Source organism: Acidipropionibacterium timonense (assembly GCF_900605005.1).
Taxonomy (GTDB): Bacteria; Actinomycetota; Actinomycetes; order Propionibacteriales; family Propionibacteriaceae; genus Cutibacterium; species Cutibacterium timonense.
Genome location: NZ_LR027558.1, coordinates 453683 through 467240, shown reverse-complemented (window position 1 = coordinate 467240; position 13558 = coordinate 453683). Strand labels below are relative to the sequence as shown.

The following is a 13558-nucleotide window of genomic DNA, read 5'->3' as shown; positions in this document are numbered from 1 at the left end:
TTGTCGGTTCGTGGTGTCGTGGCAGGTGGGGTGCCTCAGCAGCGTCCGCGACGGACGCCGCGCTCGGTGATCCCCAAGGAGGCCGCCTTGGCGGCAGGGCTGAAGAGGTCCTCGTAGTAGGTGCCCCGGGCGAGGCGTCCGAGGATCTCGTCGCCGGGCATGACCCCGTCGTTGAGGGACCTCAGGGCCCGGACCATGTAACGGATGTCGTACTGCTTCTCGACCATGTCGGGGGCGTGCTTGTTGAGCCCGAGGAGCTGGTAGACCCCTTCCTCGCCGGTACGGATGGCCGAGTCGAGGGTGAAGGAGCAGTCGGTCGGCGTCTCGACGAACTCGCCCATGAAGCCGAGGTTGACCGACCCCTCGGGGACGACCTGGGGCCGGTCACCGAGGCGACGGACCTGGAAGAACGAGGTGATGTAGGGCAACATCGTCGGGATGTTGATGCTGGCCTCCCGGATCTCGTCCCAGTGGTCGAGCAGGCCGAGGTGGTGGCACAACTCCTCGAGGATCTCGGCCCCGGTGCACTCGGGCATCGTCTTGTGGACGTGGTTGCCCACGGTGTCCATGAGCAGTCCGTAGCCCCACACCACGATGACGTCGTCGGGCTGGTCGGGGAACTGCGGCTGGCGGTTGACGGTGAAGCTCAGCAGCCAGTTCGAGTCGGTGACGGTGATGATCCCGCCGGTCGCGGTGGTGCGGGCGAAGGGGTCACGCCCCGACAGCTCGGCGATCTTGTCGGTGAGGGCCGAGCGGTGGCAGGTGATGGTGAAGGACTCCCAGGCCGTCTTGTCGGGCCCGGGGGTGAACACGTCGGGGTGTCCGAAGCTCGGGTCCTTGGCGGCGAGGTTGCGCCACAGGTTCCAGCATCCGCCCTGCTCCTCGGTGACCAACGGGGCCGGGGTGTCCATCGTCCCGTAGCCGGTGCACTCGGTGAGCGAACCGTTGGTGACCAGCACGAGATCGGTCGGGTCGACCTCGATCCTCACCGGTTCGCCCTGCTCCTGGCCCACGATGGCGCGCACGACCTTGCGGTCCGGGGCGATGCCCATGTCGAGGTCGGTGACGTTGACCCCGTAACGGAAGGTGACCCCCTTCGAGACCAGGACGTCGCGCAGCGGCTTGATGAAGGCGTCGTACTGGTTGTACTTGCAGAACTTCACCACCGACATGTCCTTGAAGCCCCAGAAGCAGTGCATGAACCGGTGCATGTAGCGCTTCATCTCGATGAGCGACTCCCAGTCGTGGAAGGCGAACATCGTGCGCCAGAAGTACCAGAAGTTCGTCTTGAGGAAGTCCGGCTCGAAGAACTGGTCGATGGCGATGCCCTGGAGGTCCTCCTCGCGGGCGAGGAAGACCTTGACGAGCTGGCGCTGCATGGACTTCGTCAGCCCGAAGGATGAGTTGTCCTTGGGCTGGCCCTGGTGGTGGATGAGTCGACAGTTGGAGTAGTTGGGGTCGACGTCGTCGATGTGGTGGAACTCGTCGAGGACGGAGTAGTCCTCCCCCATCTCGAAGGCCGGGACGTCCTGGAAGAGGTCCCAGAAGCAGTTGTAGTCGGGCTCCATCTCGCGCCCGCCGCGCAGGATGTATCCGGTCTCGGCGGTGCCGGCTGCGTCGATGCCGCCACCGGGGACGTCGTTCATCTCGAGGATCGTGATGTTGGACCCGGGCATCCCTGCGTCGCGGATCGCGACGAAGGCGGCTGCCAACGCTGCCAGGCCGCCGCCGACGGTGTAGAGCCTGCGGTCGGTGATGTCGTCGGGTGCCACGGGACGGAACCGGTCGTAGTAGGTGGACATGTCTTGACTCCTTCGTCAGTGATCTCGCCCGCTGCCACCCGGGCGCCACCGGGCTGCACCGCCCGATGACATCTCGAGTGGATCGAACTCATTTTTGAGTGTACTCAAAAGCGAGTGCGTGTCAATGATTGTGCACAGACGTCCACACTTGAACGGTGTCACGCCCACAGACGATCGACGTGACCACGTCGTCCGTTTCCGCCACAATGGAGCGAGTGACCACCACTGTCGACGGGCCGGTGTCCAGGCGCGAGCGGAACAAGGCCGAGAAGCAACGACGCATCCTGGCCGCAGCACGATCCCTGTTCGCCACCAAACCCTTCGACGAGGTCACCACCCAGGAGGTGGCCGAGACCGCCGACGTAGCCACCGGCACCCTGTTCAACTACGCCACCAGCAAGGCCGAACTGCTCATGTGGGTCGCCAACGACTTCACCGAGGAAGTGCTCATCGGCCGCATCGCCGACAGTGTCGCCGGGCTGACCGACTCCGACGCCGCGGTCGACCACATCTGCGCCCTGCTGGAACCCATCGTCGAGGTGGCCACCCGACGGCCGGAGAACTTCGCCGCCTACACCCGCGAGTCGCTGTTCGGCCCTCCCGGGCCGCACCGCTCGGAGGCCCTCGACGTCCTGGCCGCCCTGGAGACCCGCATCGGTGAGATCCTCGTCGCCGATCCCCACCGGCAGCTGCGGCAAGGTCTCACACCGCGCGAGGCAGGCAGGCTCGTCTGGTCCTCGATGTGCATGGAGCTGCTCGGGATGAGCCTGGGCCACCGGTGCACCCGCGACCAGCGCGCCGTGTTGCGCGACTACGTCGACTCCCTCGTCCACGGGATGCTCGTCGGCCCCTGACCGCCCGACCCGCTCCTCGCGGCATCTAGACTTCCGGTGTCCACTGACGTGAGGAGGCAGCGATGAAGATCGCCGTGGCAGGTCTGGGTTACGTCGGAATGGCCAACGCCGTCCTGCTGGCCCAGCACAACGAGGTCGTCGGGCTCGACACCGACCCGCGGAAGGTCGAGCAGGTGTGCTCACGTCACTCCACGGTCGTCGACCCCGACATCGAGGACTTCCTGGCGCGGGTCCCGCTCGACCTCACCGCCACCACCTCCCCCGACCGGGCGTTCGAGGCTGCCGAGTACGTCATCGTGGCCACCCCGACCAACTACGACCCAGACCGCAACTACTTCGACACCTCCAGCGTGGACGCCGTCATCGACCAGGTCGAACGACTCGCCCCCGACGCCATGGTTGTCATCAAGTCGACGGTGCCGGTGGGCCACACCGAGGCGGCCCGCCGGGCCCACCCCGGCCTCGACATCGTCTTCAGCCCCGAGTTCCTGCGCGAGGGCCGGGCCCTCCACGACAACCTCCACCCCTCCCGGGTCGTGGTGGGCAGCCAGGACGAGCGGGCCCGACGTTTCGCCGCCCTCATGGTGGAAGGCGCCGCCGACGAGGACGTGCCGGTGCTCCACGTCGGCTCCACCGAGGCCGAGGCCATCAAACTGTTCGCCAACACCTACCTGGCGATGCGGGTGTCCTTCTTCAACGAGCTCGACACCTACTCCTCACAGCGTGGCCTGGAGACCCGCCAGATCATCGAGGGGGTGTGCCTGGACCCGCGCATCGGCGACCACTACAACAACCCCTCCTTCGGCTACGGCGGGTACTGCCTGCCCAAGGACACCCGCCAACTCCTGGCGAACTACCAGGACGTCCCGCAGACCCTCATCCAGGCCATCGTCGACTCCAACACGGTGCGCAAGGACTTCATCGCCGCCGACATCGTCGGGCGCAACCCGCGTCGGGTCGGCATCTACCGGCTCGTCATGAAGGCCGGGTCGGACAACTACCGGTCGTCCTCGATCCAGGGGGTCATGAAGCGGATCAAGGCCAAGGGCATCCCGGTCGAGGTGTACGAGCCGACCTTCGAGGGGGACGAGTTCTTCCGCTCCCCCGTCACCCACGACCTGGCCGCCTTCAAGGCCGACTGCGACCTCATCATCGCCAACCGGATGTCGCCGGACCTCGCCGATGTCGCCGAGAAGGTCTACACCCGCGATCTCTTCGGGCAGGACTGACTGCCGGGCAGGACCGACCTGCGCTGACGAGCCCCTTCGGACGGCGACCCGGGCCGCGTCGGTCAGCGTCCCCAGGACCAGACGACCTGCCCGGCCTCCCGGATGACGACCCAGGGCTGAGCGGTGAGATCGAGCTCGACGATGAGCGGCTCGACCCCCGGCACCCCGGTGCGGTAGACGTACCGCTCGTTGGCCAGGGCCAGGGACGAGGTGCGGGCGTCGACCAACCAGGGATGACGCCGTCGCAGTCCGACGAGCTCCTGGTGGACGTGCAGCATGTCCGCACCGAGCGTCGACAGGTCGGCCGGCGTCGGCGGGAACACCGGGCGGATCTGGTCGTCCCCGCCGAACCGTTCCTCCTTGACGCCGCGGTAGGCCAGTTCGTCGCCGTAGTAGATCGACGGGACGCCGCCGACCGTCGCCAGGACCGCCATCGCCAGCACGGCCCCGTCCGGCCCCACTCGGCTGCAGATGCGGGTGACGTCGTGGTTGCCGACGAAGGTCATCGGCGTGAAGTGGTCGCAGAACTCGTCGTGGCGCCCCAGGGCGTGGTCGAGCTCGAAGAAGTTGCGCGAGGAGATGGACGACCAGATGGCCTTCCACAGTTCGTACTGGGTCACCGAGTCCATCCCGGAGGACTCGACGATGCCGGCGTAGTCACCGTGGATGACCTCACCGAAGACCCAGGTGTCGGGTCGCCGGGCGCGCACCGCCGGCAGCACCCGCGCCCAGAACGTCGGTTCGACGGCGTAGGCGGCGTCCAGACGCCATCCGTCGACCCCACGGTCGCCCCAGTGCGACATGACCTGGGTGACGAGGGAGACGACGGCGTCCGCACGGTGGTCGAGGACGACGAGGTCGTCGTGTCCCTCGAACACCCGGGGGCGGCCGTCCTGCCAGGCGATGACGCCGCCGGCCTCGGTGCCCGGTCCCGCGGCCAGGGCCCGCTGCACCAGGGGGTGCTCCCGACTCACGTGGTTGAAGACGCCGTCGAGGATGACCCGCAGCCCCTTGTCGTGGGCCGCCGCGAGGAGGTGGTCGAGGTCGGCGTCGTCCCCCAGTCGTGGATCGACCCGCAGATGGTCGAGGGTGTCGTAGCCGTGGGTGCGCGAGGCCAGGACCGGCCCGAGGACGAGCCCGGAGCAACCGATGGAGACGGCGTGGTCGAGCCAGGCCTCGAGGTGCCCGAGCCGGTGGACCACCGGGGCGTCGAGGCCCTGCGGGGTCATGGGCGCCCCGACGAAGCCGAGCGGGTAGACGTGCCAGGCGACCAGATGCGTCACCCAGTCCGGACGGGCGGTCATGGGACTTCCTCTCGACAGGGTCGTTCCAGCATGGCACGACACTCGGCCGGGTTCCCGGGCGGGTCCGGTCAATCGACGGTGAGCTTGGCGGTCCTCAGATCGGACCTCCTCGACCCGGTGACCAGCCGGTGTCCGAGCCAGATCCCCAGGAACACCGGGATGCCGATGTAGGCGACGACGGTGCCCTGCCAGTCGCGGGCGGCGATCGCCTCCCATCCCTGTCCGACGGTGACGACGAGGCACAGCGCGAAGGCGATGATCGGCCCGGCCGGGAACCAGCGCGCCCGGAACGGGAGCTCGGACAGGTCATGTCCCTGGGCTCGCAGGGCTCGTCGGAACTGTACGTGGCACACGGCGATGCCGAGCCAGGCGATGAACCCGCACAGGCTCGAGATGTTGACCAGCCAGGTGTACGCCCTCCCCGAGCCGACGAGGCTGGAGGCGAAGCAGGCCGCACCCACCGCGGCGGTCGCCAGGAGGGCGGCGACGGGCACTCCGCGCGCATTGGTCCGGGCGAAGACGGCGGGGGCCTTGTGCTCCTTGGCCATGGCGTAGAGCATCCGGGTCGACGCGTACAGTCCCGAGTTCCCTGCCGAGAGGATCGAGGTGAGGATGACGGCGTTCATGACGGCCGCCGCGCCGGCGATGCCGGCCCGTCCCAGGACGAGCGTGAAGGGGCTCATGGCCACTTGGGTGACGTCGCCGGCCAAGAGGTGGGGGTCGGTGTACGGGATGAGGATCCCGATGACGGCGATCGCCCCGATGTAGAAGATCATGATCCGCCAGAAGATCTGACGGACGGCCTTCGGCACGGCCGTTGCGGGGTCCTTGGACTCCCCCGCGGCGATCCCGATGAGTTCGGTGCCCTGGAAGGAGAACCCGGCGATGAGGAACACCGCCATGGCACCGCCGAACCCGCCGACGAAGGGGGCGTCCCCGATCCTCAGGTTCGTCAGGCCCGGGGAGCGTCCCCCCATGACGCCGGCGATCATGAGGACCCCCAGGACGAGGAAGACGATGACGGCGGTCACCTTGATGGCCGCGAACCAGAACTCGCCCTCGCCATAGGCGCGCGCCGACAGGTAGTTGATGGCCACGAGCAGCAGGAAGAAGGCCAGCGACCACACCCAGCTCGGGACGTCCGGGAGCCAGTAGCGCATGACGATCGACGCCGCCGCGAGCTCGGCGGCCACCGTGATGGCCCAGTTGAACCAGTAGTTCCAGCCCAGGGCGAACCCGAACGAGGGCGACACGAACCGGTTCGCGTAGGTCTCGAAGGCGCCGGGCACCGGCAGGTAGGCGCTCATCTCACCCAGGGACTGCATGAGGAGGTACACCATGAGGCCGATGACCGCATAGGCGGCCAGGGCTCCGCCCGGCCCAGCCTTGGTGATCGTCGCCCCGGAGGCCAGGAAGAGCCCGGTGCCGATCGCCCCACCGATGGCGATCATGTTCATGTGGCGGGCTTCCAGGCCGCGGCGCAGGCCGTCACCGTCGGGGGTCGGCGGTGTGGGCGTGTCGGTCCGGTCGAGCTCGTCGGTCGTCGTCATGGGATGTCCCTCCGAAGTCAGGTGCCCGATGAGGACACCGCGGGACAGGGTACTCACCCAGCATGTGCGTGCGGCCGCGCAACACACGACGAGACGCGCCCCGTCCGAGCGACGGGGCGCGTCCGCGAGGAATGAGGTCAGGCCCGGGCGGCGGCCAGGGCGGCGTCGTAGTCGGGCTCGGTGGTGATCTCGTCGACGAGCTGGACGTACCGCACCGTGCGGTCGGCGTCGAGGACGACGACGGAGCGGGCGAGCAGGCCCTCGAGCGGGCCGTCGGTCATCGTCACGCCGTAGTCCTTCCCGAAGGAGGAGCGGAAGGCGGAGGCGACGACGACGTCCTCGATGCCCTCGGCACCGCAGAAGCGGCCCTGGGCGAAGGGCAGGTCGTGGGAGACGCACAGGACGGTGACGCCGTCGAGGCCGGCGGCCTTCCGGTTGAAGGTGCGCACGCTCGTGGCGCACACGCCGGTGTCGATGCTCGGGAAGATGTTGAGGACGAGTCGACCCTCGACGGAGGTGTCGGTGACCGGCGTCAGGTCGGTGCCGACGAGCTCGAAGGAGGGGGCGACGGAGCCCTGGGCGGGCAGCTCGCCGACGGTGTGGACGGGGGTTCCCTTGAATGCGGTGGTGGCCATGGGATCAATCCTTCCGGGTGTGGGGGTCAGGGACAACAGGGGTGGGAGTCGGACATCCCGCGGGCGAGCTCAGCCGACGAAGCGGGAGGAGACCCGATCGAGGTCGGCGACCTCGGCCGCGGTGAGCTCGAGGGTGGCCGAGGCCAGGAGGGCGGGCAACTGCTCGGGGGTCCGGGCCGAGGCGATGGGGGCGGTGACGCCCTTGGCTCGCAGCCAGGCCAGGGACACCGAGGTCACCTCGACGCCGTGGTCGTCGGCGATCCGACGCTCGACGTCGAGCGCCTCGAAGGCGGCCCTCGTCGCCTCGTCGTCGGGCAGGTAGGACTGCATCATGCCGGCGCGGGCCGACCCGTCGAGCTCGGCGGCCTCGTGGTACTTGCCGGTGAGGAAGCCGGAGGCCAAGGAGAAGTACGGGAAGATCGCCAGGTCGTGCTCAGCGGCGAACCGGCCGTAACCGTCGGGTCCCTCGACGTCGCCGCGGTGCAGGAGGTTGTAGTGCGGTTGGAGGGCCACCGGGCGGGCCAGGGACTCGCGCTCGGCCAGTTCGAGCCACTCGCGCTCGCGGGCCACCGAGAAGTTCGACAGACCGACGTGTCGCACCTTGCCGGCGCGCACGAGCTGGTCGAAGGCGACCGCCATGTCCTCGACGCTGCGGGTGTCGTCGTCGAAGTGGGCGTAGTAGAGGTCGATGACGTCGGTGCCCAGGCGGGACAGGGAGGCGTCGGCGGCCGCGGCGATGGTGCTGGGGGCCAGACCCTTGAACTCGGGGTGGGTGGCGACCTTCGTCGCGATGACGACGTCGTCGCGACGTCCGGTCCTGGCCAACCAGCGGCCGATGATCGTCTCGGATTCGCCGCCGTGGTTGCCCGGCGCCCACGCCGAGTAGCCGTCGGCGGTGTCGATGAAGGACCCGCCGGCGTCGACGAAGGCGTCGAGGACGGCCGACGAGGTCGGCTCGTCGCTCGTCCAGCCGAAGGTGTTGCCGCCCAGGGCGAGCGGGAGGATGTCGATGTCGGTACCCGGGATGCGTGTCATGGTGCTCCTTGTCAGCGGGGTCACCGCCCACGCTACGACGGCGACGTCGTCCCGGGCCCGCGTTCAGCGGTCGTCGAACACTCAGGTGCGGTCGACGACCGAGATGTCGACCATGAGCTCGGAGGCGATGGACTCCAGCTCGGCGCGCAGATCCTCGTCGGTGGTGGCGCCGGTGATCCGACACAGCACCTCCGCCTCGAAGAGGACGCCGTCACCCATGGGGGCCTCGCGCAGGCCGGTGGTCATGTCGTCGATGGTGACGCCGAGCCGGGCGAGGGTGCCGGTGACCTGACGGACGATGCCCGGGTGGTCGTGGCCGAGCAGACGCACCTTGAGGACGACCTGGTCGGGAGCCTCACCCTGGCGGGTGTCGGTCGCGGTGACGGTGAGCCCCCGGCAGGTCAGGGAGTCGAGGGCCGCCCGCAGGTCGTCCTGGCGGGCGTCGGGAACGTCGACGAGGACGATGCCGGCGAAGGCACCGGCGAGCCGGGCCATCCGGCTGCCGAGCCAGTTGCCGTCGTGTTCCGCCACGGTCGACGACAATGTCGAGACGAGGCCCGCGCGGTCCGGGCCGACCACTGTGAGAACGAGTTGTGCCATGCCTCGAGGGTAGCCGGAGGGTGGTCTGGAGCGGCCGGTTGTGGGTCGTATCGCGGACAGGTCGTCACCAGACGGCAGACCGTCCTCGGCCACGGGCCACCTCCTCACCAGCAGGCGCGTGTCGTCGGGGTCGGCCGGTCGAACTCGGTGAAGCCGGCGTCGACGACCTCGACCGGCCGGTGGGCGCCGCGCCAGGTGGCCGGGTCTGGCACGACGACGCGCACGCGGAACCCGTCGGTGCGCCAGCGTTCCAGCGTCCGCGCGTCGGCCGCTCCCCCGCCCTGCAGGGCCCGCAGCGCCAGCTGGGCGGCGTGGCCGCACTGGGCGCAGAGCTTGCCGGTCGTCATCTCGACGTCGGGGTTGACCTCGATGGTGACGACGGCGTCGTGGCTGGCCGTGGGGCCGGCGTCGGGCAGGTGGGTGCCGGCGATCTGCAGCCGGTCGACGAGTCGGTCCTGGGCGTCGACCGGCCCGGGCAGGAGGGCGCGCACGGCGGCGTCACCGTGGTCGGGGCGCGGGGAGGGCTGGACGACGGTGACTCCGGGCACCACCTGGACGTCGGTCCAGCGCTTGCCGTCGGCACGTCGGACGATCTTGCGGATGCGGGCGTCCTCCCAGTGGCGCACCGCCGGGGCCCAGGGGCCGTCGCCGGTGGCGCGGGGGTCGTCGAGCAGTGTCGCCACCGCGCGTGCCGCGGCCTCGGCGGCGTCGACCCGGCGCGCGGGGTGGTGCCGATCGCGTAGGACGACGAGGTTCATGGCCCAGGGGTTCGGTTCGTGCTCGGGGGTGGTCACGGCCCGCACCCTACGCGAACCGATCGGCCCCCACCCGACGCCGTCTGCCACACTGGGGGCGATGCGCACCATCATCTGGGACATGGGAGGGACCCTCGTCGACACCTATCCGCAGGTCGACGAGGCCCTGGCCGACGCCGTCCGACGCGCCTGCGGGGTGCACCCCGGGCGGGCGGCCGTCTCGCAGCTCACCCAGGTGTCGATCGCCCACGCCATCGATGTCCTGGCCGCCCGGCACGGCGTCGAGCGGCGTCTCCTCGAGCAGGCGTACGCCGACCTCAAGGACCGCTGGCGAACCCACCCTGCGCCGCTCATGGCCGGGGCCAGGCAGGTCATGGACGCCGTCCACGCCGCCGGCGGACTCAACCTCGTCGCCACCCACCGCGACCGCACGAGCGCAGAACAGCTCTTCGAGGCCCTCGGCATCACCGTCGACGATCTCGTCTGCGCCCCCGACGGGATCGCCCGCAAGCCGGATCCGGCGATGAACCTCCTGCTGCTGGCACGGCACCACCTCGATCCGGCGCGGGTGCTGTGCGTCGGGGACCGCGAGATCGACGTCGACGCCGCCCGCGCCGCCGGGTGCGCCTCCGCCCTGCTCGATCCGACCGGGCACGCGTCGACCTCGGCCGATCATCACGTCCGGAGCCTGACCGAACTCCTCCCGCTCGTGCCCTGACGCCCCGGACCCGTGGCATGCTCGTGCCGACACGGTTCCCGACCCGACAGGTACGACGATGACCTCGACCGATCCCACCCCCGCCCACGCGGCCACCTGCCTCTGGTTCGACCCCGAGGTCGCCTCCCGCGCCGTCGACCTCTACACCCACCTCGTCCCGGGCTCGCGGGTCGTCGAGTCGCTGAGCCTGCGCAACGAGGACCAGCCCACCGGCATCGTCCGGGTGTGGACCCTCGAGATCGCCGGGTCGACGGTGCACGTCATGGGGTCGACCGGTGGCCAGGAGTTCACCATGGCCCATTCGATGTGGCTCGTCCTGCCCGACCAGGCTGCCCTCGACCGCGTCTGGGACGGGTTCCTCGACGCCGGCGGCCAGGAGCTGGCCTGCGGCTGGCTCGTCGACCCCTTCGGGGTGTCGTGGCAGATCCTCCCGGCAGCCTGGGAGCGCCTCACCAGCGGTGATCCGCGACGCGCCCAGAAGGTGGCCGAGGCCCTGTGGCAGATGCGTCGGATCGACGTCGCCACCCTCGAGGCCGCCGCCCAGGACTGAGCCGGCACCCGTGCGCCACTTCTTCGACCCCGACCCGGGCTGGATCGCCATCGGCAGCCTCGACCAGGGGATCTACGTCGCCGTCCTCGTCATCGCCGCCGTGGGGCTCATCGGCGGACGTCGGTGGGTCCGCGCGCACACCCGCGGGGTGAGGTGGACCGTCCTCACGGTGGCCGTCGTCCAGCAGTGCGTCCTCTACGGCACGTACCTCATCACCGGTTGGCGGTGGGCCGACTCGCTGCCCCTGCACATCTCGCGGGTCTCCGCCCTCCTGTGCATCGTCTACCTGGCGACGGGCTCCAAGCGGGTCATGGACGTCCTCTTCTACTTCGGCCTGTGGGCCTGGGCGAGCTTCTCGTACCCGCAGAACGTCCAGCCGGCCGACAACGTCTTCGGGTGGAGCTTCCTCGTCAACCACGTCGTCACCCTGCTCATGCCGGCCTTCGCGTGGATCACGACCGACTGGCGGCCCACCCGACGTGCCCTGTGGCGGGCCTTCGGCTGGATGGTCGCCTTCTCGCTGCTCGCCGTCGGGGCGAATGCCCTCACCGGTGGGAACTACTTCTACCAGCGCGACAAGCCGCTGTTGCCCTTCGTGCCGCAGCCCTGGTACTACCTGCTCACACTGGCGGCCGGTCTGGCCGGTTTCTGGATCGGCTACGGGGTGAGCCGGCTCGTCCCCGGTGCGAGGTCACTCAGCGTCGACGCGACACCACGAGCAGTGCGACGAGCGGGATCACCGACGCCGCCATGAGGGCGGTTCCCAGCCGTGGGTCACTCGTGCGCACCCACGCCCCGGCCAGGAGCATGGCGGCGAAGACGAGGGCCCGCACGGCCCGCTCGATGGCCCGTTCCACGTGCCCCAGACGCCGGTCGACGTCGGGGATGCGCAGGGCCAGATCGCCCCGTTCGGCCCGGCGGGCCAGCGCGTCGAGCCGCCCCGGCAGGGACGCCGCGGTGACGAGGGTGTCGACGGCACGGCGTCCGGCGCTGGTGAGCACCCCACCGGACTGCTCACGGGCCAGGTCGGCGGCGAAGGGTTCCAGGGCCGTCCAGATGTTGAAGTCGGCCTGCAGGGCGGTGCACAGGCCCGAGACCAGCGAACTGGCGCGTGCCACGAGGAGCAGATCCTCGGGAAGCTGCAGGGGAAGGTCCCGGAGGGTTCGACCGAGCCGCTGCCCGAACTCGGCCATCTCGCGGGGGTCGACGCCGGCCAGGTCGGCCACCGCCATGCCGCCGAACCGGTCGAAGGTCTCGGTCATGGCGCGACGCAGGTCCTCGGTCCGGGCACCGGGCAGGAGGAACCCGACATGCTGGACGGCGGCGACCATGCCGTCGGCGTCCCTCCCGACGATGGCCATGAGCAGATCGGTGAGCGCCGACCTCAACTGCGGCGTCACCTCGCCCATCATCCCGAAGTCGACGTAGGTGAGGGTCCAGGAGACGTCCCGGGTGGCGTCGGGACCTGGTGCGTCGGGCACGGGGGCGTCGGGCACGGGCGTGACGAAGATGTTGCCCGGGTGCGGGTCGCCGTGGAGGAAACCGTCGACGAAGAGCTGGTGGCAGCTCACCCGGGCCAGCTCGTCGGCGACCTCGGACGGGTCGATACCGGCGGCACGCAGGGCGTCGACGTCGGTGATCTTGATGGCCGAGACGTCCTCGAGGACGAGCACCCGCCTGGTGGTGCGCTCCCACGCGACCCGCGGCGCGCGCACCCGGGGGTCGTCGGCGAAGTTGTCGGCGAATCGTTCGGCCCACGAGGCCTCGTTGAGGTAGTCGATCTCGGTGGTGCAGATCGTCGCGAACTCGTCGACGAGGGCACGGGTGTCGACCCGGGAGCGCACCGCCCGCACCCGTGAGGCCAGCTGGGCGATGCGTCGTAGCGCGGCCAGGTCGACGTCGATGATCTCGTCGATGCCGGGCCGCTGGACCTTGACGACGACCTCTCCGAATCCGGTGTCGCGGGCCAGGGCGTCGGTGAGCCGGGCTCGATGCACCTGCCCCAGGGACGCGGCCGCCAAGGGCGTCGGGTCGACCTCGACGAAGGCCCGGTCGACGGGTCGTCCGAGTTCGGCCTCAATGACGGCCCGGATGTCGTCGAACCGCTCGGCCGGCACCTCGTCCTGCAGGCCGTCGAGTTCGTGGGTGATGGTCGGTGGCAGGACGTCGAGCCGGGTCGACATGAACTGGCCGACCTTGATCATGAGCCCGCCCAGGTCGACAGCCAGGTCGTGGAACTGCCGGGCGAAACGCCGCAGCCGCTCGTCACGACCCCGGGCCGCCAGACGACGCAGCCCGATCCGCGGCAGGACGACGGCGAACCACCACTCGAGGATCATGAACCGGGTGGCGAAACCGACGATCCGGCGGTACCGGGCGCGCCCCCGCAGCAGCCGATGAGCACCCGGTCGGTCGACGTCGGCCCGACTGACGGCGGGCCAGGTGTGGCCGGGCCGGTCGACGCCGGTCCGGGGCACCGAGGTTCGGGGCGTCAGGGGTCGGGGCGCTGCGGGGGCGTCCGGCAAG

At 69.9% G+C, this 13558-nt stretch carries 13 protein-coding genes; 5 read left to right on the top strand and 8 right to left on the bottom strand.

The features are described 5' to 3' along the window. Nucleotides 1–35: 35 nt before the first annotated feature. Complete coding sequence (locus tag E0E30_RS02285; protein WP_130864916.1) at nucleotides 36–1802, bottom strand: oleate hydratase; 1767 nt, start codon at nucleotides 1800–1802, stop codon at nucleotides 36–38. Nucleotides 1803–2017: 215 nt separating this feature from the next. Between E0E30_RS02285 and E0E30_RS02280 the strand changes: the two genes are divergently transcribed. Together E0E30_RS02280 and E0E30_RS02275 are read left to right on the top strand one after the other, a co-directional pair. Further along, nucleotides 2018–2656, top strand: a complete 639-nt coding sequence (locus E0E30_RS02280; RefSeq protein WP_167853857.1) for a TetR/AcrR family transcriptional regulator — start codon at nucleotides 2018–2020, stop codon at nucleotides 2654–2656. 62 nt (nucleotides 2657–2718) lie between these two features. Further along, a complete protein-coding gene (locus E0E30_RS02275) occupies nucleotides 2719–3885 on the top strand; it encodes a nucleotide sugar dehydrogenase (RefSeq protein ID WP_130864915.1) in 1167 nt (388 codons plus the stop codon). A 62-nt stretch (nucleotides 3886–3947) separates the two neighbouring features. Here E0E30_RS02275 and E0E30_RS02270 read toward each other — a convergent pair whose 3' ends face one another. The 6 genes from E0E30_RS02270 to E0E30_RS02245 form a co-directional block, all read right to left on the bottom strand. Then, nucleotides 3948–5189, bottom strand: coding sequence for an alpha-amylase family protein (locus tag E0E30_RS02270; protein ID WP_130864914.1), 1242 nt, complete (start codon nucleotides 5187–5189; stop codon nucleotides 3948–3950). A 68-nt stretch (nucleotides 5190–5257) separates the two neighbouring features. Next, nucleotides 5258–6739, bottom strand: coding sequence for an amino acid permease (locus tag E0E30_RS02265; protein ID WP_130864913.1), 1482 nt, complete (start codon nucleotides 6737–6739; stop codon nucleotides 5258–5260). Between the two features lie 137 nt (nucleotides 6740–6876). Continuing rightward, nucleotides 6877–7374, bottom strand: a complete 498-nt coding sequence (gene tpx / locus E0E30_RS02260; RefSeq protein WP_130864912.1) for a thiol peroxidase — start codon at nucleotides 7372–7374, stop codon at nucleotides 6877–6879. A 69-nt stretch (nucleotides 7375–7443) separates the two neighbouring features. Next, on the bottom strand, nucleotides 7444–8409 hold the full coding sequence (locus E0E30_RS02255; protein ID WP_130864911.1) for an aldo/keto reductase: 966 nt from the start codon (nucleotides 8407–8409) through the stop codon (nucleotides 7444–7446). Between the two features lie 81 nt (nucleotides 8410–8490). Further along, nucleotides 8491–9009, bottom strand: a complete 519-nt coding sequence (locus E0E30_RS02250) for a glycine cleavage system transcriptional repressor (RefSeq protein WP_130864910.1) — start codon at nucleotides 9007–9009, stop codon at nucleotides 8491–8493. 104 nt (nucleotides 9010–9113) lie between these two features. Beyond that, on the bottom strand, nucleotides 9114–9767 hold the full coding sequence (locus E0E30_RS02245) for a peptidyl-tRNA hydrolase (RefSeq protein ID WP_130866686.1): 654 nt from the start codon (nucleotides 9765–9767) through the stop codon (nucleotides 9114–9116). A 97-nt stretch (nucleotides 9768–9864) separates the two neighbouring features. On the opposite strand from E0E30_RS02245, the gene E0E30_RS02240 reads away from it, so the two are divergent. The 3 genes from E0E30_RS02240 to E0E30_RS02230 are packed head-to-tail and all read left to right on the top strand — an operon-like array spanning nucleotide 9865 to nucleotide 11786. Then, a complete protein-coding gene (locus E0E30_RS02240; protein WP_130864909.1) occupies nucleotides 9865–10482 on the top strand; it encodes an HAD-IA family hydrolase in 618 nt (205 codons plus the stop codon). A gap of 58 nt (nucleotides 10483–10540) precedes the next feature. Next, the gene (locus E0E30_RS02235; protein ID WP_130864908.1) at nucleotides 10541–11032 is read left to right on the top strand and encodes a VOC family protein; all 492 of its coding nucleotides are present in this window, start codon (nucleotides 10541–10543) and stop codon (nucleotides 11030–11032) included. A gap of 10 nt (nucleotides 11033–11042) precedes the next feature. Beyond that, nucleotides 11043–11786 carry a YwaF family protein gene (locus E0E30_RS02230; protein WP_130864907.1) on the top strand — a complete coding sequence of 248 codons (744 nt, stop codon included), beginning with the start codon at nucleotides 11043–11045 and terminating at the stop codon, nucleotides 11784–11786. On the opposite strand, the gene E0E30_RS02225 is transcribed toward E0E30_RS02230, so the two are convergent. Then, on the bottom strand, nucleotides 11728–13557 hold the full coding sequence (locus E0E30_RS02225) for an ABC1 kinase family protein (protein WP_245306470.1): 1830 nt from the start codon (nucleotides 13555–13557) through the stop codon (nucleotides 11728–11730). The two genes, E0E30_RS02230 and E0E30_RS02225, sit on opposite strands and share 59 nt — an antisense overlap. Between the last annotated feature and the right edge of the window lies 1 nt (nucleotide 13558).